Source organism: Veillonella parvula, from assembly GCF_018378075.1.
In the GTDB taxonomy this organism is placed as follows: domain Bacteria; phylum Bacillota; class Negativicutes; order Veillonellales; family Veillonellaceae; genus Veillonella; species Veillonella parvula_K.
The window spans coordinates 13,330-32,834 of sequence record NZ_JAGZYE010000008.1 but is presented as its reverse complement, the minus strand read 5'-3'; the positions used below and the strand labels follow the sequence as shown (position 1 = coordinate 32,834).

Genomic DNA, 19,505 nt, shown 5'->3' with positions numbered 1-19,505 from the left:
ACAAAAAAGGGCTGCATCGAAACAAGGTTTCAATACAGCTCCATCGGTTCGATTATTTGAAGAGACGTTTCAAAGTGCCTAGTAATCCATGACTATGTTTTTGTACACCGTCTGCAACGCCTGTCACTTCAAAGCCAGTTCGTTCAATGGCTTTTGTAATAACTTCTACAGATACTTTTGTTGGATCAAGAGAAACGGTAGCTGTCTTTTCTGGCAAATCTACTTCTGCACTTAATACGCCAGGCAAACCTAGAGATGCACCTTCAACTGTTTCTTTACAGTTGTTGCACATCATCCCCGGTACAGTAAATACCTTTGTTACAACGCCATTATCTTCGCCACAACCACAATCTTTGCACATAGTGTTACCTCCTATTAATCCTTAGCTTCTTTATGTTTATCGTCGTTCTTAGCCCCTGCTGTTACGTCGATAGTAGTCGCTTTCTTAACGGCTTCTTTCGTTTCATCAACAGCCTTTTTAGGCCCCGAAATAGCATCTTTAAACTCATTGATGCCTTTACCAATAGCTTTACCGACTTCAGGCAATTTACCAGGTCCGAAGATAACTAGAGCAATCACTAATATAACTATTAATTCAGGTGTTCCTATAGACCCCATATGTATCTCCTTTATTTTTACTACTACTTATACTCTTTAGTGTACATCATCATAGGCTGCCTTGTCCACATACCAGGTCATAGCTTCTTGTGAAAGCACCGCTCCAGGCAATACACGACCAATGCGTTTTTCCCAAGGTAAATCCTCGTAATCTTCGCGTTGATACAATACCTTTGTCAAAGCAGTTCGCTTACTTTCACCAGTTACGGTAAACCAAACCGCATCAGATTTTGCTAAGAACGAAAAGGTCATAGAAATACGTTCCCACACCTTTCCATCCTCAACAGCTACCACGTCTTGATCTGTGACACGCAATGCATGAGAACCTGCAAATAGACCGGCTGTATGACCATCTTCGCCAAGATCGAGCAATGCCAAATCTAGGCCACTTTTTTTACAAGCCTTGAGAACATTCTTAACCTCTTTCTCGTATTCCGCTGCCGCTTCTATTACAGTTTTAGAATCTGTATTGATTGGCAAGAAATGAGCCGCCCCTTTCGCCTTACACAACAAATAAGGTTTCACGCGATTGAAGTAATTATCCTCATGAGATTGCGGTAAGAATCGCTCATCAGTCCACACAAAGAATATGCGTTCCCAATTGAGGCGCTCTATATATTCTGGGGAATTAAGCAATTCTAATAAACCATTAATAACAGTCCCGCCCGTAATACCAACAACACACGTTTCAGTGCGATTGATTTCCTCGTTGGTGAAAGCAATAAAATCCTCTGCCAATGCTTGAACTACATCGCTAGGGCTGTCATAACATTTAATTGTATCTTGAGCCATGTAATAATGACCTCCTAAAACTATTTCAATAGTTCTATTATATACACTTTTTCTGTGTAATGAAAGCAAAACCGATGCAACTCAATAGTTGGAGCCACATCGGTTCTAATTATATTTGTATTTACCTATGAATTACAGGAAATTCCATTCCGTATATTCATAAATCAATATTATTGTTGACCAAATTTAGGACGGCGACGCTCTGTGAAAGCACGGACTCCTTCTTTGAAGTCCTCTGAAAGACCTAATGCACATTGGTTTTCTACTTCAAACTTCTTGTACTCTTCCCAACCCGCTAAGAAGCTATTCCACATCATTTCCTTCATAACGCGGTAAGATTGTGCAGGCCCTTTTGCCAATTTCTCAACAAGGCGTCTTGTAGCAGTCTCTAAATCTTCTAATTCACAAACCTTATACACAAAGCCAAGTTCCTTACCCTTTTCAGCAGATACGGCTTCACCGGTCATGACAATATGCATAGCACGATTCATACCAATAGAGCGAGTTAACAAGAATAACCCGCCCGCATCAGGAGCAAGACCTACATTTACGAAGGCTTGAATAAAGCGTACGTTATTAGCAGCCACAACAAAGTCCGCTGCCAAAGCCATATTAAATGCCGCTCCTGCTGCAGCACCTTGAAGGCTCATGATAACAGGTTTTGGTAATTTCTTCATAGCCATAGAAATCTCAGCTACCAGCTCAACAATTTCAAATAAAGACTCAGTATCCCCTTCGTTTACAGCGCGCTCCATCTCTGTTAAATCGCCACCCGCAGAGAATACCTTACCCTCTGCATTAATGAGCAATGCACGCACGCTTTCATCATTATGAGCTTTATCTAAGACCTCAAGGATCTCCTTGCACATCTCGATATTAAAACCATTGGCTACGGTTGGCCGATTAAAGGTCAACGTACCAATACCGTTGTCCACTACGTACTGAATTGTATTATAAATCATATGATTTCTCCTATATAAAAATCTATTTTCGAAAAAATTCGATTATTATATATCTATTATAGGAGAATTAAATATAGATGTAAATGAAAGAATGAAAATTAAACTGACTTGAGTATTAAAAATTATCTAATAATGCAAAAACACCTGCAGACATTGTCTGCAGGTGTAATACCCTGTATTCCAAATATTAACGTTTGGAGAATTGGCTTGCTTTGCGGGCTTTTTTAAGACCGTATTTTTTACGTTCTTTCATACGTGGGTCACGAGTCAAGAAGCCAGCTTTTTTCAAAGATTGACGAAGTTCGCCATCTACGTCCAATAACGCACGGGAGATACCGTGACGAATTGCACCAGCTTGACCGGAAGGACCACCACCAGCTACAGTTGCGATAACATCGTATTGTTCAACTGTGTTAGTCAAGTTCAAAGGTTGTTTTACGATCAATTCCAAAGTTTGGCGACCGAAATAATCATTAAGTTCACGTTTGTTAACAGTGATTTTACCTGTTCCCGGTACCAGACGAACTCTAGCAACGGAAGATTTTCTACGACCAGTGCCGTAATATTGTGCTACTGCCATTATATATTCCTCCCTCTAGATTATCGTACGGAAATTTCTAACACTTCTGGTTTTTGAGCTGTATGTGGATGCTCAGGACCAGCGTATACGTTTAATTTACGGTATTGTTGTGCACCCAATTTGTTTTTTGGAAGCATGCCACGAACTGCCATTTCAACAACACGTTCAGGTTGTTTTTCAAGCATCATGGACAATTTAGTGAAACGGGAACCACCTGGGTAACCAGAGTGACGGAAGTATTCCTTTTGTTCCAATTTTTTACCAGTTACGCGAATTTTTTCTGCGTTTACAACGATCACATGGTCACCAGTATCTACGTGTGGTGTGAAAGTTGGTTTATTTTTGCCCCGAAGAACTTTTGCAACTTCGGCAGCAAGGCGTCCTAAAGTTTTACCTTCAGCGTCAACAACATACCATTTCCGTTCGATTGTGTTCGGATTGGCCATATATGTAGTTTTCATGCTGCATATCCTCCTAATAACGTCATAATTCTACCAAAATCAGCTTGTCCTTTGCTTCCGGGGCTAATGGAAACACGACTAAAGCTTACTCAAAATAGTATACAGATTTTGGTTGTCTATGTCAATTGTTTTTTGCACTGTCATAGCCCTTTGACACTAATATTCATAAAGAAAAAACCACCCAATTCTGAGTGGTTTTCCCAAAAGCGCCAAATTATTTGGAGTACAATTCGACGATAAGTGTTTCGTTAACTTCGATAGGAAGTTCTTCACGTTGAGGAAGACGAGTGAAAGTAGCTTTGAAGCCGTCCAAGTCTTTTTCAATGTAAGGAAGTTCGAAAGAACGAAGTTCTTGGAAATTAGTTTTGAACATTTCGTTGTCACGAGATGCTTCGCGTAATTCGATTACATCGCCTGGTTTGCAGGAGAAGGAAGGAATGTCTACACGACGACCGTTTACCAAGATGTGGCCATGGTTTACCATTTGACGAGCTTGACGAATGGAGTTACCGAAGCCGATGCGATATACAAGGTTATCAAGGCGTTGTTCCAAAAGGATCAACATGTTTTGACCTGTAACACCTTGCATTTTTTTCGCTTTATCATAATAGCGTACGAACTGGCGTTCTAGCAAGTTGTAGTAAGCTTTAACTTTTTGTTTTTCTAATAATTGTGTGCCATACTCAGACATTTTCTTCTGACGTTGGTCTTTTTTGACGCGATTCAAGGCTTTTGCGTGACCGAATACGTTCACACCAAAGCGACGACAAAGTTTGAATCGAGCCTCTCTTCTCGTTGCCATGTGATTATCACCTCATAAGATTAAAATAAACTTGTACCTACACATAATGGTACCCAAGTATAATATCATTTTCATCTACTTATGTCAATTATCGATACTTGTGAAAGTTATTGAAATAAGTGCATAATCACATTTTTTGATTACACTTTTTTACGATAATACTACTCTCTATATCGATTGTGCATGTTTCATCATATTTTATAGATTTAGATGAAAAATCAATTATAGTATGCTACAATATGAATAAGTAAGGTAATAGGTATCATTGGATTCTTATAACTAAATTGGGGGAATAGCATGAAAGAGTTACCTACAATGCAAGAGCTACAAAGTTTTATTACCTATAATAAAACAGGAAGCTTTACATTAGCAGCACAATCTATGAATATTACACAATCAGCTTTCAGCGCTCAAATGAAAAAATTAGAGCGTTTAGTTGGTGTAAAATTAATCTCCCGTTCTACAAGAGGTAGCCGTTTAACACCAGAAGGTGAGTTATTTCTACCAGAAGCAGAACAAGTTCTCGACACATTGGAACGAGCGATCCAATCCATTCGTTTGGCCAGCAAGGTTGAACGACCAATTCTAAACATTGGCGTATTACGTAGTCTCGGGGATATCCGTCTAAATGGTTACGTATCCCACTTCTTCCAAAACCATCCTGAATTCTCTGTCAGTATTTACGACATGGAGGAAGAAGAATTGATGCTCGACTTGCGCGAAAATCGCATCGACATTGCATTACTCTATTTGCCAAACAATAAGGATATGTCTGCATACGAATCCACTGCACTTAGAGAAGATGAGTTTGTATACTATGCGCCAAACTTAGTGAACGGTATGGAAACGGCTAGTTTGAAAGCTATCCAGCAGCAACCATTGCTCATGTATCCTCCTAAATACTTTATGTACCGCACATTAAAAAACTATGTTGGAAACGGTCAGCAAAACCTACATATCCGCGGTAGTCGCCTGTCCAATCCATATACAATGATTGACTATTGTCAAAAGAATAAATCTGGCTGCATTGTAGCACGTCAAATTTTAAGTTCCTTAAATATCAATGATGGCTTTGTACCTTTAGAAAAACCATTCAAACTTCAAGTGTGTTTCGCATTTAAGAAGAACAATTCTAAAACAGAAACCATGCATACCTTCATGGATTATGTACAAAGCGAATCACCACCACGTTTATAAAAAATAACAAAACCCCGTATACTTTTTTAGGTGTACGGGGTTTTGTTATATTTACAACACGACTCAATTCCATCACTGCTAAAATCTATATTTAAGTAAATTTTCTCTTTCATTCTAAACAGTTAATAGTCTAAGGGTATAAAATAATTGCTCTCTTCTAACTCAGGTTGTAAAATAGAGAATAGATTTCAATTAATACTGCAAGAATACAGTGAGGTTACTATGCTCTTATCTATTCTCTTCTTTATATTGGCAGGACTTGCGGAAATCGGTGGTGGCTATCTCGTATGGCTTTATATGCGCGATGACAAAGGACCGATTTACCTGATCGCAGGTGCATTTATATTATTTTTATACGGTATTATCCCTACCTTTCAACCAGAAGCTAGTTTTGGTAAAGTTTACGCCGCCTATGGCGGTGTATTCATTGCCCTCTCTATTCTCTGGGGATGGCCCAGCTGAGCTAATCGTCCATGTGGTGACCCGTCCGGGAATCGAACCCGGGATACCGCCGTGAAAGGGCGGTGTCTTAACCGCTTGACCAACGGGCCAATAAAAATGGCTCCTCGAGTAGGACTCGAACCTACGACCGATCGGTTAACAGCCGATTGCTCTACCGACTGAGCTATCGAGGAATGTTTATGGAGCGGGAAACGAGATTCGAACTCGCGACCCCCGCCTTGGCAAGGCGGTGCTCTACCGCTGAGCTATTCCCGCAAATGGTGGACGATGACAGGATCGAACTGCCGACATCCTGCTTGTAAGGCAGGCGCTCTCCCAGCTGAGCTAATCGTCCATATGTGGTGACCCGTCCGGGAATCGAACCCGGGATACCGCCGTGAAAGGGCGGTGTCTTAACCGCTTGACCAACGGGCCAGAAATGGTGACTCACCCGCGACTCGAACGCGGGACACCCTGATTAAAAGTCAGGTGCTCTGCCAACTGAGCTAGTGAGTCAAGTGGCTCCTCGAGTAGGACTCGAACCTACGACCGATCGGTTAACAGCCGATTGCTCTACCGACTGAGCTATCGAGGAATGTATGGAGCGGGAAACGAGATTCGAACTCGCGACCCCCGCCTTGGCAAGGCGGTGCTCTACCGCTGAGCTATTCCCGCATACAGAACCGATAATTACTATAACATAATTATCAATCTGTCGTCAAGGATGAATTAAGTCCATCCTGACTGCCATATAATAATATCAATTTACACATATAGTGTCAATGGTTTTTCCGTAAAGTTCCTTGAAAATATAGCATACAAGAACATCTTTTACCCGAGAAAGGGGGATATACAATCCCCCTTTAAAATAGATTATTCTTTATCCTTTTGTCTACCTTTACCAGCCCCATCTTCAGCCACGCTAACTTCCGCTTCGATGAAGGTCTTCATGTCATTTAGCATATGCATGGATGCATCGATTATAGATAGTCCCATAGTTGAACCTAAGGCTTCATCGATTAGCAGATTATAGTGCAAATAAGGCTTTACCCCTAAGAAACGACATTGTTCCTTATGTATAGGTTCATCATGTATAGGCTCATCATAGACAGCTGATGGGAACACATAGTCCTTAACTAGGGGATCAATGGTAACCGCCGCCAAAATAGCTGCACCAGTTACTACATTATCAAAGACTACAGCCATGCGATGGCTAGCAGCCCCCAAGATGAAGGCCGTTAAAAACGCAATATCTAAACCACCTGCTACATGAAGCAAGTTCAATACCGCATCACGGCGCTCGCTTTCACTCAAAGCAGACCAATCATCAACACCGATATTAAATCGATCTACAAAAGAATGAATATGAGCAGCACGTTGCTCTACTGTAGGTCCATATTCATTATGAACGAGAATATCCTCATACGCACAACCTGTGATCGTCGCCGTCGTGACAAGAGAATCTAGAAAGGCCCTCTCCCCTACGTTACCAATCGCCACCACTTGTAATCCATCAGCATGTAATCTATCTGCATAGGTAAAGCCGAGCTCAAGAGCACGCTCTAATTCCTCACGAGAAATAGCAGGTTCTACGCCAAAGAAATGGGATCCTTTTCGAATCACCTGTTGCTCAATATTTGCTAAATCAGAAGTGTCTTGTTCTAGACCTACATTCACCACGTGTACAACAGCATTTAATTTAGCTGCAGCCCCTTGTGTAGCTGTTCTTCCCTCATTAAAGCGTTTTATGGCAGCATAACTTTCACTACCATGTTGATTATTTTGCGGTCCATCTACCAAGTGATCAGCTGCCACAACGAGCACACCTTGACGCAAATGATTCGGTTTAGGGTCTCCTAAAATTCCTGCAAAACGCTCCGCTATAGTTTCTAACGTAGCCAGGCTATAGATAGGCTTTGTCAAATTATCAATACGGAATCGACATATTTCCATTGCTTGTGTATCTAACGGCTCAACTTTGAAAGTTCTCATTTATTACCTCCTGTAATGGCCATATACATATGCACCGCAAGATCTAGCATCCCCATTTGTATGGACCCACCAGAAGCCTCACCTAAACAAAGGCCTAAATCTACATAGGCTTCAAGGCCTAAATTTTCTAAGGAAGATTTGGCCGCTTTTTCAGCAGATAAATGTGAAGCCATCACATAATCCATCGCTTTTGGAGCCAATGTTTTAGCCACCAATGCACAAGCCGATGTATTAAATCCATCGATAATAACTAACCCATGATTTGCTGCAGCGCCTAAGATAACACCCACAATACAAGCAAATTCAAAACCGCCTACAGAAGATAAAATACCAAGAGCATCATCCTTACTAATATCCTTATATTTTTCTAGCACATCATGAACGATCCGCTGTTTTAGTTTGAGTCGTTCATCGGAAATATTCGTTCCTCGTCCCGTCGCCTCTTCCGCTGTAAGTCCTGCAAACTTAGCGGTCATAAGGGCACTAGCTGTCGTATTCGATATGCCCATTTCGCCTACTAAAAATACATTGAAGCCTTCATCAATTTTTTCTTTTACTAGACGAATCCCTGTTTCGATGCCCTCCACGGCTTGTTCGCGCGTCATGGCGGGCTCTTCTACGAAGTTTTTCGTACCCATCCCAAGTTTATGAATACGAAGGCCTGGAACCCAACTCATATCCGCATCAATGCCCATGTCGATAACTTCCATTTGAGCTCCACAGTAATTCGCTAGAGAATTAGCGCCAGCCCCCTTAGGAATCAGGTAATTTTGTGTCATCCCAACGGTCGTTTCTTTTGGATACGCACTGACGCCCATATCAGCTACGCCATGATCTGCAGAAGCAATAATCATACATGGTTTTGGCACGGTTACCTGCTCTTGATTTGTAGCCGCCCCATATTGAGCCACAACATCTACAAGACTACCATATAGTTCCACCGGCGATTCTGCATTCCAACTATTAAATATATATTGTTCAATCTCTAGGCTGCGACCTGTAATAGCGCCACAAGTTTCTTGTAACAAACTCATAAAAGCTCCCTTAACATAATATATTTACATACTCATATCGATATATAGTATACACGATTCTTGATATATGTCATGTTTTTTCAGTTACATTTACTCTCTTATAGGATACAAAACTACGCCATTTTAATTATCCTTGATTTGACCAGTTAAATACGGTAACTTTCCTCGAATCTCGCGACTTCGTTCAAGATAGCTTTCTAATTCTTGTCCTTCGTCATCTTGTGAAAGTATCACTTTAACATGTTCAATTTCTGATTCAATTTGTGTAAGGCCTTCAATAACATTATGACGATTGCCATAGATAATTTCGCGCCACATCGATGGTAATCCACCAGCCACACGTGTACAGTCTCTAAAGCCCCCTGCGGACAATTTCATACGCAATTCGCCCAATTCATCGCCTCCCGAAACTTGTGTTAAAATAGAGGCCAATAAGTGAGGCATATGACTAACCATAGCCAGATATGCATCATGAGCATAAATATCGACAAACTCGATACGAGACCCTAAGGCACGACCCATGTCAGCTAATTCTTGAGCTACTTCTTCACTATATACATCAGATGCCTTATCTTCTAACACGATCCAGCCCATACCTTTGAATAGGTTTTTATGAGATACTTCATACCCACCCTTTTCGGATCCTGCCATAGGATGGACAGATACGAAAACGGTCCCCTTAGGAATCGATTCATAAACGGCTCGTACAAAGTTTTCCTTCGCACTAGATACATCGGTTACGACTTGCCCCGGTCTAAATAGATGAGCCGTTTCAGTAAAAAGCCGTGCGTTTGTATCAGGTGGCAAGGAGAACACAACGATATCTGAGTTCTTAATCAATGGCTCAACTTCAGTCCACGCAGCTTTTACCACACCATCTTGAATGGCCGCATCACAGACCTCTTGACGACGTGCATAGCCTACTACCTCATAATCTGTATATTCCTTTAAGGCCTTTGCCAAGGATCCACCTAATAGGCCTAAGCCAATAATGCCTACTGTCTTACTCATATAAACCTACTTTCAAGTAAAACTAGCAATATCTATTCTCCAATATAATGCTAGTTATATTACATTATTATTTAGCTAATTGTAAATCAAAATTAGGGAGAATGAAATTAAGCTTCGATAAGATGCTTGTTTCTCCATTTACCGCTATACCAACGATATATAAACAATAAACCTCGCAAGATTTCATCAGCGGCCATGGCAATCCATATACCAACAAGGCCCCAACCCCAGTAAATACCAAATAGATACGATAATGGCACGGCGCATAACCACATGCCAAAGATTCCCACTAGCATAGGTGTACGAATATCACCGGCAGCCTGCAAACAACCAACCATAACGATATTTACTGCACGTCCTAACTCAAGAAAGATCTCAACCAGTAATACATTATGTGCTAACTCTAGGATTTCCGGATCCGAAGTAAACACAGAGACAACAAAATCACTAGTCACATAGAAGAATGTAGCAAGACCTACGTTAATAGCAATCGCTAAATACATGGACTTCCATACACGACTAGTAACCTCCTCTTGGCGTTTAGCGCCCATTAGGAAACCTACGATAACTTGTGAAGCATTGGATAGTGCTATGGTGTATACATAACAAAGCATGGCGATAACAGATACATAAACTTTAGTATTAATAACTGCTAAGCCTAAAATATTGACCATTTTCATAATCGTAGTTTGAGATAATTGATAGCTCAATGTTTCTCCACCAGAAGGAACACTGATATGCAATAAAGATTTAACCGTATGCCACGGAAATGGTTTTAAGAATGTAAAGCTCACCTCTAAGGTTAATAATTTCTTAAAAGTATATCCAATAATCACGAGCCCTACCACTTTAGATAGCCATGTTGAAATAGAAACGCCTAATACCCCAAGACTTGGTATTGGACCATGTCCAAAGATTAATACATAGTTTGTTAGAATATGAATGATATTCATCACAAGAGCAATGTACATGGTAACGCGTGTTAATGAGTGACCTCTAAATACGGCTACTAACGCATAATACATCGCTTGTATCGGTAGCCCTGCAGCAACGATAGTAGTATATATCGACGTATCACTCATCGTTTCTGGTGGTATACCTAGCCATGTAAAGATCCATTCATGGCAAGTAATAAAGAATACTGCCGCTATAGATGAAAAGAGAAAATTCATCACTAAGCTGACCGTACATACCTCTGATAGCTTGGACTGGTTTCTCGCTCCTAAATATTGGGCAATCAAAATCGTCGTAGCTGTACTCATGACGATGATGAGCATAATAAAGATATTTAAAATCTGATTGGCATTAGCTACCGCTGCTACCGCTTGAGGCGAGTAGTGACTCATCATCAATTGGTCTATATTACCTACTAGCATCTGTAGGAACACTTCAATAAATATAGGCCAACTCAAAGTCCAGATAGATAGACTAATCCCCTTTTCGTATGCTTTCATAAAAACCTCTGCAATGAATACGATACGATTGCAATGAATATCATACAATGTCCTTATTATATCACGTTATATAACCACATGGGACAAATCGCAGAAAGCAATATACTAAATAGTTTTTCATAAAATAGTACATACAAAAAACGTGCCACCCAAAGGTGACACGTTTCTTTAATCAGCATCCTACCTAATGGGTACGATACTAATATTATTTAAATTGATTGCAAAGACTATCAAATAATGCTTGGTCAGGTTTTACAACATCTTCAGTCAATGGACGAGGATGTGGTCCGCCATTTGCTGCAGCCATTGCTTTTTCAAAGGAAGGTTTAGATGTATTTTGATAGATAAGGCCTGTAACCAAACCATCAGTATCACCCAAAGTTTTAAGCGCTGTTGCACGATCTGTTGGGTCATAACCTTCAGGCAATGCTACTAAATGTTCTTTGAACCAATCATAGCTATTGCGTTTGTTGTATGTAACACATGGGCTAAATACATTGATGAAGGAGAAGCCCTCATGATCCATAGCTTGTTGAATCAAATCAACGAGCTCTTTACGATTCACCATATAGCTTTGCGCTACAAATGTAGCACCTGCTGCAATCGCAGTTTCACAAACGGACAATGGAGACTCAAACGCACCATGAGGAGTTGTTTTTGTAACAAAACCGATGTCAGAACGAGGGGATGCTTGACCTTTAGTCAAACCATATACATGGTTATCCATTACTACGTATGTCATGTTTACATTACGTTTAAAAGCATGAATGGTGTGACCCATACCGATAGCAAAGGCATCACCGTCACCAGAAAATGCAATAACTTCTAGGTCTTGGTTAGCAAGCTTAACGCCTTGCGCATAAGGAAGCGCACGGCCATGAGTTGTATGCGCACCATAAGCGTAAAAATAGCCACCGATACGGCTAGAACAACCGATACCGGAAATTACGGCTAATTTTTCTGGTGGAATATTTTTCGCTACTACAGCGTCAGTAATCGCCGCTTGAACCCCATAATGGCCACAGCCTGGACACCAGTTAGGACGAATATCATTTCTGTAATCTTTAGCTGTTGTCATATTATAGGACCTCCTTAATCGCATTTTTCACATAACTTTTTGTGAATGGATTACCATCGTATTTCAAGCAGCTAGAAATCTTATGTTTCTTATGCATGTTGATTTTAAATAAGTTAGCCAATTGACCAGTTTTATTGTGTTCTACAATAACTACTTTTTTCGCAGCATCAAAGAACGGTTGTAATTGCTTTGCTGGGAATGGTTTAATTAAGCGCAATTGTAAGTGATTAACTTTAACGCCTTCTTGATCAAATTCAGCAACGGCTTCTTCAATAGCACCACGGCTAGAAGCCATACCTACAACGAGTACATCTGCTTCGTCGTATTTAGCATTATTCAAGAATGGTTCATAGTTATCAGCTACAGTTTCCAATTTGCGGAAACGTTTATCAGTTTGCGCTACGTGCATTGTAGGCGCTTCTGCTGGTTTACCTTCTTCATTATGCTCTAAACCTGTGGAAAGGAATAGACCATTTTTCATGCCTGGAATTGTACGCGGAGAAATGCCATCTTCAGTCAATTCAAAGCGTTTGAAGTAGTTAGGTTGTACCAATTCAGGAAGTTCAGCTTCTTTCATCATTTTACCGCGATTAATAGGTACACGATTCAAATCGAAGGAAGGAACGGATTGTTTATTCAAACCTTGTTGTAAGTCAGGCATAAAAATAACTGGACATTGATACATTTCTGCCAAGTTGAAAGCTTTTTGAATTTCATAGAAGCATTCTTCGATAGATGTTGGAGAAATTACGATACCAGAGTAGTCGCCATGTGCATTGTAGCAAGCCGCATCAATATCGGATTGTTCAACTTTTGTAGCCATACCAGTGGATGGGCCAGAACGTTGAACGTCGATAACAACCATTGGCAATTCAGCCATAGAAGCCATAGACAAGGATTCTGCCATCAAGGAAAGACCTGGGCCAGAAGTACATGTGAAACCACGAACACCTGCGTATACGCCACCCATAGCTGTCATACATGCTGCGATTTCGTCTTCTGTTTGAACAACAGTTGAGCCCAACTTATCCATAGTTTTAATCATGTATTCCATAACTTCGGATGCTGGTGTAATAGGATAAGAGGCCATAAAACGGGAGCCTGCTGCAATAGCACCAAGAGCACATGCTTCGTTACCTAATAAGAACATTTGATCTTTCTTACCAGGCGCTGGCAATGTATCGATTTCAACATCGCCTAATTTTTCCATTACAAGGCTATGACCATCATCGAAAGCAGCCAAGTTTTTATCAATAATCTCTTGGGATTTCTTTGCAAATTTCTCAGTAATAGCATCTTTAAACATCTTAGTATCAAAGCCAAGAAGCGCTACGGACATTCCAAGGGCTACGATATTACGCATCAACAAGGAGCCTTGTTTCATTGCTGTTTCAGAGATAGGCAAAGATAAGCAATTAATCTTTGTACCTTCAAATTTAGAAAAGTCTGGATTAACTTTGCTATCACAGATGATATATCCACCATCGCGTACTTCGGAACCGTGCATATCAACGGTTTCTTGATCAAGGGAAAGCAAGAAGTCTACCCCTTCACCAATGGACATAATTTGTTCCAATGCTACGCGCAATGCGAATGTAGTATGACCACCTTTGATGCGAGATGCAAATAAACGTTGGCTATACAAAGAGTAGCCTTCTTTAGCAAGGATTGTGGCCATAATTTCGCCGCAACTCTCGATACCTTCACCTTGTTGGCCGCCCATTTTCCAGATAAAATCTTTACGTTTTTGCAAGAGATTCACCCTCCTTAGGATAAAAATTACACTGCTGACAAGAGTCTACCTTACTATGTTAATGTTTTATAGTACGAACCTGTCTTATATCGTCATTGTATCATGTATATTTTAGGTTTACAATGTATCATTTCACATAATAATAGGTATAAATTAAGGTATTATAACTAAAAATTATAAGAAAAAAAGGATACTACTTTTGAAGTAGTATCCTTTTAGTATTTATGCTCAACGTTTTATACTTTCACATCAAAAAAAGAGTCTATATAAAATTATATAGAATATTTATTCTCGAATCATCTAAAATATTTATTCCGTAATACCTCTTGTTGTCGCTCTTCAGTGAAGAATATTTCTTCTAAACATAAGCCTTGAGCAGGTGCAGTTTTCCCTATAGCACGCCGGTCTTTAGCGGCTAAATATCCTTTAATATCCTCAACCTTACGACGACCGAGACCTATATCTACAAGTAAGCCTGCAATATTGCGAACCATATGATATAAAAAACCATCACCAATCACAGAAATCGTCACCTGTGAACCTCGGGCCTCAACACGAATTCCCATAATTGTCTTTACAGGATCCGCCGAAGTTGAGTTGGTTCCCTTTAGGGTTGTAAAGTCATGTGTACCTACTAGTTCATTACCTGCAGCCTGCATACGAGCAATATTTAAGGGCTTTTTCACATGCCAATGATATCGTTGCGTCAAAGGATCTGCAATGAGCTGATTATGAATCGTATATATATATTCTTTACCGTATATATTCCACCGTGGCTTCCAATCTAGCGGAATTTCTACCGCTTCTAGAACGACTATATCCTTAGGAATATGAGCTATCATGGCGCGAGGAATATTTTCTACTGGTATAGTCCCCGACGTTTGAAATGTACAAACTTGAAATTTAGCATGCACACCCGCATCCGTACGAGAGGCACCATAAATTTGGATCGGTTCATTACAAATACGTGATAAACCATATTCCAAACATCCTTGTACCGTTAACCCCTTATCATTAGGTTGCTTTTGATAACCTGCTAAATCTGTACCATCATAAGCCACTATGATCTGTATGTTTCTCATAGATCTAACCACCACAATGCGACAAGTACAATAGTTACCAAAACAACAGCGCCAACACCAATATAATCGACATAAGTAACTTGTAATTCCTTCATACGCGTACGGTTGACACCACCTCTATAGCAACGCGCTTCCATAGCGATAGCTAATTCATCGGCCCGTCGAAACGCACTGATAAATAATGGCACTAAAAGTGGCACCATGTTTTTCGCTCGTTGAATAATAGAGCCTGTCACAAAGTCTGCACCACGAGCAGATTGTGCTTTCATAATACGATCTGTCTCATCCAATAAGGTAGGGATGAAACGCAACGCAATAGTCATCATCATGGCTAGTTCATGAGCAGGAACACCAATGCGACGGAATGGATTGAGCAAGTGCTCGATGCCATCAGTTAAGCGAATCGGTGATGTGGTATAGGTCAACAAAGAAGAGAACAAGATTAAGAAGATTAATCGTGCCGCCATTTGAAGACCCATTGCCACCCCATGATCCGTAATATTAATAATTCCCCATTGGAAAATTGGATTACCAGGCGTCGTAAAAATATGAATACCCATGGTAAATACGATGATAATCCAAAGCGGTTTAATAGCAGACCACATCAGGCGTAATGGCAAACGCGATAATAGCATTGCAAAGATGGTGAAACCACCTACTATGCCATAGGCTAGTGGAGAATTTGCCAAGAAGATAGCCACTACGAAGATGGTAGTAGCAATAATCTTTGCTCGCGGGTCCATGCGATGCAAGAAGGAATTCCCTGGGAAGTATTGACCAATAGTAATGTTATTTAACATGGCTACCTCCCTCTAGAATTGCTTGTACCGCATCATCTACAGACAGTACGCGATTAGATACATCAAAGCCTTGTTCACGCAAATATTCCATGGTAACAGATACTGGTGGAACATCTACACCCACAGCTTGTAACTCATCACGATGATTATTAAAGATGTCCATCGGCTCACCATCGAGAACGACACGCCCTTTATCGAGTACTACGAGACGGGAAGCCATGCGAGAAATATCTTCCATATTGTGAGATACAAGAATTACAGTTATTCCCTTTTCTTTATGAAGTCGAATGATTTCTTCAAAAATTTCTTCCCGTCCAAATGGATCAAGACCAGCAGATGGTTCATCAAGCACAAGGAAATCTGGGTTCATAGCCACTACACCAGCAATAGCAACGCGGCGCATTTGACCACCAGATAAATGAAATGGAGAACGTTCTGCATATGTATCGTAATCGAGTCCTACGAACTTCATCGCATCTCGCACACGCTCGTCTACGTCATCAGCACTAAGCCCTAAATTTTTAGGACCAAAGGCGATATCCTGAGCAATGGTTTCTTCAAACAATTGATGCTCTGGGTATTGGAATACCATACCAACCTTATGGCGCATTTTTTTAGCTTCCTCTGTGGAAGCGCTAATATCTACACCATTGACCGTAACGGTACCAGTTGTAGGATGTAATAGACCATTTAGATGCTGTACAAAGGTAGATTTACCGGAACCAGTATGACCGATAACACCTAAAAACTCCCCATTTTCAATGGTAAGAGATACGCCACGAAGTGCAGTCTTTTCAAAAGGAGTACCCATGCCGTAAGTATATGTAATATTATCTAATACGATCGCCATTAGTGGGTTTCCTCCCCTCTTGAAGCATCTGTTGAGTGTATAGCGGATAATTGCTTGCCTAACTTTGAGCCTTTAAGGCCCTCTGCTAACTCTTCATTATTAATGATGCTCTTACCAACTTCATACCCTTTAGCATTCAGTTTAAAAGCAATTTCTGATGCCACCGGTACATCGAGGCCCAGACCTTTTAAGGTATCTACATGGCTAAAGATTTCACGAGGCGTACCATCATGTAATTTCACACCATTTTTCATAACCACAACGCGGTCTGCCGTAACAGCTTCCTCCATGAAGTGTGTAATATATACAATGGTAATACCTTCTTCTTTATTGAGCTTATGAACTGTTTCAAGAACCTCACGACGACCTTTGGGGTCGAGCATAGCTGTTGGTTCATCAAGAACAATGCAATCAGGCTTCATCGCTAATACACCTGCGATAGCAATACGTTGTTTTTGTCCACCCGATAATAAATGGGGCCCATGTTCTCTATATTCAGTCATATTAACAGCGGCTAACGCTGCATCGACACGTTGTCTAATTTCTGCACTAGGAATACCTAAGTTTTCTGGACCAAAGGCAACGTCCTCTTCTACGACGGCCGCTACGATTTGGTTATCAGGATTTTGAAATACCATCCCCACATGTTGGCGAATCTCCCAAATATGCGCTTCATCTCGCGTATCAAAACCACACACGTTGATATATCCTTCGCTAGGTTGTAATAGCACATTAAAATGCTTGGCAAGCGTACTTTTACCACTGCCATTAGTACCAATGATACAAACAAATTCGCCGTGCTTAATGGTTAGACTCACATCGTCTAAGGCACGTACATCATTGCCGTTTTCATCAGTATAAATATGACTCATATGATTGACCTCAATCATAATGTCTTGTTCATTCATGGATAACCTCATATCTTTCTAGTCAATTTCGTTTCTATGAAAGTAGAACCATTTGCATCATCTATCATACTCATACTGTGCATGATTCCCTTATTTCAATTTATCCTATTGATAGAACTGGAATTTAATAATGTCTTAGATATTATGCAAAAAGTTGACAATACATATTCATTATTTACGATAACTGCTAACATATTACGATATTATACTAGTCGATTGTACCATAAAATTGACAATAAAAAAACGGTGCTGCAACGTAAGTTACAACACCGTATGAGTTTGATTAAACTAACTCGATAATAGCCAAAGGTGCAGCGTCACCTTTGCGGAGACCAGTTTTGATTACACGAGTGTAACCACCTTGGCGGTCTGCATATTTTGGAGCAATTGTATCAAACAATTTTTTTACTACACTTTCATCCATGAGGTATGCAAGAACTTGGCGACGTGCATGAAGATCACCACGTTTAGCCAAAGTTACCATTTGATCAGCTAAAGAACGAAGTTCTTTCGCTTTAGCTTCAGTCGTTTCAATACGCTCATATTGGAAGAAAGATGTTAACATGCTACGGAACAACGCTTTACGAGCGGAGCTGTCGCGGCCTAATTTTCTGTACATTCGTCTTCCTCCTTATTCGCCTTTTTGTTTAAGTTGAAAACCACCTGGGTGATTATTGAGTTTTTCCTCAATTTCATCGATAGATTTTTTACCTAAGTTGCGAACTTTTCCTAAGTCATCAATGGTTTTGTCTAGCAGGTCTGCAATTGTATTAATGCCAGCACGTTTCAAGCAGTTATACGCACGAACAGAGAGTTCCAACTCGTCGATGGAAATCTTTGCTGGGCCGTCATCTACAGCTGGTTCTTCATTATCGGAACCTACTGGATCTATAACGATACCGCCTTCACCAGTGTTTACATCTACAACATCTGCAGAATGCGCTAATTTAGTGAAGTTCCCTAAATAACCAATCATAATGGCAGCAGATTTTGCCACTGCATCAGCAGCAGTAATGGAGCCATCAGTCCAAACTTCTAATGTAAGCTTGTCGAAGTCCATTTCATTGCCTACACGAACATCACTCACTTCGTATTTAGCACGAAGAATTGGAGAGAAGATGGAATCGATTGGAATACAACCAATAACATCAGTATCTTTTTTATTCTTCGTTGAAGGAACATAGCCTTTACCTCGTTCGATTACTACGTCCATTACGAGATGAGCTGTCTCATCCATTGTCGCAATCACGAGTTCAGGATTCAATACTTCTACCTCTGGCGGGAATTGTTCAGCTAAATCAGTAGCTGTCAATATTCCATCCTTTTGGAAGTCGAAATGAACTTCCAAAGGTAATTGTGCTTCTTCTTCAACTTTGATGCACAATTGCTTTAAGTTAAGGATGATATCCGTAACATCTTCGCGAATACCAGGAATAGTAGAGAATTCATGAAGAACTCCATCAATTTTGATAGAGGTGATAGCTGCCCCATCCAAGGATGAAAGCAAAATTCTGCGTAAGCTATTACCGAGAGTGATCCCATAACCACGATCTAATGGTTCACATACGAACTTACCATAACGACCGCCATCGGCGATGTCCACTTTCTCGATTTTAAGTTTCTTTTCTTCGCTCATCAGGAACATCCTCCTATATAACACACGTTCATAGTTAATTATAGCACCGTATCA

At 40.5% G+C, this 19,505-nt stretch carries 21 protein-coding genes and 8 tRNA genes; 2 read left to right on the top strand and 27 right to left on the bottom strand.

What is annotated here, in order from left to right:
- Nucleotides 1-52: 52 nt before the first annotated feature.
- From KH286_RS07885 to rpsD, 7 genes are all read right to left on the bottom strand, one after another.
- Nucleotides 53-361 (bottom strand): heavy-metal-associated domain-containing protein, encoded by a 309-nt coding sequence (locus tag KH286_RS07885; RefSeq protein WP_278451806.1) that lies wholly within the window; start codon nt 359-361, stop codon nt 53-55.
- A 14-nt stretch (nt 362-375) separates the two neighbouring features.
- A complete protein-coding gene (locus tag KH286_RS07880) occupies nt 376-618 on the bottom strand; it encodes a Sec-independent protein translocase subunit TatA/TatB (protein WP_008602548.1) in 243 nt (80 codons plus the stop codon).
- A gap of 36 nt (nt 619-654) precedes the next feature.
- The gene (gene pgl / locus KH286_RS07875; RefSeq protein ID WP_077707619.1) at nt 655-1,410 is read right to left on the bottom strand and encodes a 6-phosphogluconolactonase; all 756 of its coding nucleotides are present in this window, start codon (nt 1,408-1,410) and stop codon (nt 655-657) included.
- Nucleotides 1,411-1,580: 170 nt separating this feature from the next.
- Entirely contained in the window at nt 1,581-2,372 is a 792-nt protein-coding gene (locus KH286_RS07870) for an enoyl-CoA hydratase (protein ID WP_004695189.1), read from the bottom strand.
- 187 nt (nt 2,373-2,559) lie between these two features.
- Nucleotides 2,560-2,952 carry a 30S ribosomal protein S9 gene (rpsI, locus tag KH286_RS07865; protein ID WP_004695188.1) on the bottom strand — a complete coding sequence of 131 codons (393 nt, stop codon included), beginning with the start codon at nt 2,950-2,952 and terminating at the stop codon, nt 2,560-2,562.
- Nucleotides 2,953-2,972: 20 nt separating this feature from the next.
- Complete coding sequence (gene rplM, locus KH286_RS07860; RefSeq protein ID WP_227037376.1) at nt 2,973-3,413, bottom strand: 50S ribosomal protein L13; 441 nt, start codon at nt 3,411-3,413, stop codon at nt 2,973-2,975.
- Nucleotides 3,414-3,627: 214 nt separating this feature from the next.
- Nucleotides 3,628-4,215, bottom strand: a complete 588-nt coding sequence (gene rpsD, locus KH286_RS07855) for a 30S ribosomal protein S4 (RefSeq protein WP_008602541.1) — start codon at nt 4,213-4,215, stop codon at nt 3,628-3,630.
- 297 nt (nt 4,216-4,512) lie between these two features.
- Between rpsD and KH286_RS07850 the strand changes: the two genes are divergently transcribed.
- Nucleotides 4,513-5,412 carry a LysR family transcriptional regulator gene (locus KH286_RS07850; RefSeq protein WP_004695178.1) on the top strand — a complete coding sequence of 300 codons (900 nt, stop codon included), beginning with the start codon at nt 4,513-4,515 and terminating at the stop codon, nt 5,410-5,412.
- A 222-nt stretch (nt 5,413-5,634) separates the two neighbouring features.
- Nucleotides 5,635-5,874: a YnfA family protein gene (locus tag KH286_RS07845; RefSeq protein WP_423838150.1), complete on the top strand. Its 240-nt coding sequence runs from the start codon at nt 5,635-5,637 to the stop codon at nt 5,872-5,874.
- 14 nt (nt 5,875-5,888) lie between these two features.
- Here the strand turns inward: KH286_RS07845 and KH286_RS07840 are convergent.
- From KH286_RS07840 to KH286_RS07745, 20 genes are all read right to left on the bottom strand, one after another.
- A tRNA-Glu gene (locus KH286_RS07840) sits at nt 5,889-5,963 on the bottom strand.
- Between the two features lie 8 nt (nt 5,964-5,971).
- Nucleotides 5,972-6,047: transfer RNA gene (locus KH286_RS07835), tRNA-Asn, on the bottom strand.
- Between the two features lie 7 nt (nt 6,048-6,054).
- A tRNA-Gly gene (locus KH286_RS07830) sits at nt 6,055-6,129 on the bottom strand.
- Between the two features lie 3 nt (nt 6,130-6,132).
- A tRNA-Val gene (locus KH286_RS07825) sits at nt 6,133-6,208 on the bottom strand.
- 5 nt (nt 6,209-6,213) lie between these two features.
- Nucleotides 6,214-6,288: transfer RNA gene (locus KH286_RS07820), tRNA-Glu, on the bottom strand.
- Nucleotides 6,289-6,293: 5 nt separating this feature from the next.
- A tRNA-Lys gene (locus KH286_RS07815) sits at nt 6,294-6,369 on the bottom strand.
- A 3-nt stretch (nt 6,370-6,372) separates the two neighbouring features.
- Nucleotides 6,373-6,448: transfer RNA gene (locus KH286_RS07810), tRNA-Asn, on the bottom strand.
- Between the two features lie 5 nt (nt 6,449-6,453).
- A tRNA-Gly gene (locus tag KH286_RS07805) sits at nt 6,454-6,528 on the bottom strand.
- A 198-nt stretch (nt 6,529-6,726) separates the two neighbouring features.
- Complete coding sequence (locus KH286_RS07800; RefSeq protein ID WP_008602537.1) at nt 6,727-7,845, bottom strand: nicotinate-nucleotide--dimethylbenzimidazole phosphoribosyltransferase; 1,119 nt, start codon at nt 7,843-7,845, stop codon at nt 6,727-6,729.
- Nucleotides 7,842-8,879 (bottom strand): nicotinate-nucleotide--dimethylbenzimidazole phosphoribosyltransferase, encoded by a 1,038-nt coding sequence (locus KH286_RS07795; protein WP_008602535.1) that lies wholly within the window; start codon nt 8,877-8,879, stop codon nt 7,842-7,844. The genes KH286_RS07800 and KH286_RS07795 overlap by 4 nt, the downstream gene beginning before the upstream one ends.
- Before the next feature lie 123 nt (nt 8,880-9,002).
- The gene (locus tag KH286_RS07790) at nt 9,003-9,890 is read right to left on the bottom strand and encodes a prephenate dehydrogenase (protein WP_008602533.1); all 888 of its coding nucleotides are present in this window, start codon (nt 9,888-9,890) and stop codon (nt 9,003-9,005) included.
- Between the two features lie 107 nt (nt 9,891-9,997).
- Nucleotides 9,998-11,344 carry an MATE family efflux transporter gene (locus KH286_RS07785; RefSeq protein ID WP_008602531.1) on the bottom strand — a complete coding sequence of 449 codons (1,347 nt, stop codon included), beginning with the start codon at nt 11,342-11,344 and terminating at the stop codon, nt 9,998-10,000.
- 205 nt (nt 11,345-11,549) lie between these two features.
- On the bottom strand, nt 11,550-12,422 hold the full coding sequence (locus tag KH286_RS07780; RefSeq protein ID WP_008602530.1) for a 2-oxoacid:ferredoxin oxidoreductase subunit beta: 873 nt from the start codon (nt 12,420-12,422) through the stop codon (nt 11,550-11,552).
- A gap of 1 nt (nt 12,423) precedes the next feature.
- On the bottom strand, nt 12,424-14,175 hold the full coding sequence (locus KH286_RS07775) for a 2-oxoacid:acceptor oxidoreductase subunit alpha (RefSeq protein ID WP_004698101.1): 1,752 nt from the start codon (nt 14,173-14,175) through the stop codon (nt 12,424-12,426).
- 296 nt (nt 14,176-14,471) lie between these two features.
- Nucleotides 14,472-15,257: a tRNA pseudouridine(38-40) synthase TruA gene (gene truA / locus KH286_RS07770; RefSeq protein WP_008602528.1), complete on the bottom strand. Its 786-nt coding sequence runs from the start codon at nt 15,255-15,257 to the stop codon at nt 14,472-14,474.
- Entirely contained in the window at nt 15,254-16,057 is an 804-nt protein-coding gene (locus tag KH286_RS07765; protein WP_008602525.1) for an energy-coupling factor transporter transmembrane component T family protein, read from the bottom strand. The genes truA and KH286_RS07765 overlap by 4 nt, the downstream gene beginning before the upstream one ends.
- Complete coding sequence (locus KH286_RS07760) at nt 16,047-16,907, bottom strand: energy-coupling factor transporter ATPase (protein ID WP_024062823.1); 861 nt, start codon at nt 16,905-16,907, stop codon at nt 16,047-16,049. The genes KH286_RS07765 and KH286_RS07760 overlap by 11 nt, the downstream gene beginning before the upstream one ends.
- Complete coding sequence (locus KH286_RS07755; protein WP_039965263.1) at nt 16,907-17,815, bottom strand: energy-coupling factor transporter ATPase; 909 nt, start codon at nt 17,813-17,815, stop codon at nt 16,907-16,909. Before KH286_RS07755 ends, KH286_RS07760 begins: the two co-directional genes overlap by 1 nt.
- A gap of 283 nt (nt 17,816-18,098) precedes the next feature.
- Nucleotides 18,099-18,434 (bottom strand): 50S ribosomal protein L17, encoded by a 336-nt coding sequence (gene rplQ, locus KH286_RS07750; protein ID WP_004695155.1) that lies wholly within the window; start codon nt 18,432-18,434, stop codon nt 18,099-18,101.
- Between the two features lie 12 nt (nt 18,435-18,446).
- Nucleotides 18,447-19,451: a DNA-directed RNA polymerase subunit alpha gene (locus KH286_RS07745; protein WP_008602523.1), complete on the bottom strand. Its 1,005-nt coding sequence runs from the start codon at nt 19,449-19,451 to the stop codon at nt 18,447-18,449.
- Nucleotides 19,452-19,505 lie beyond the last annotated feature (54 nt).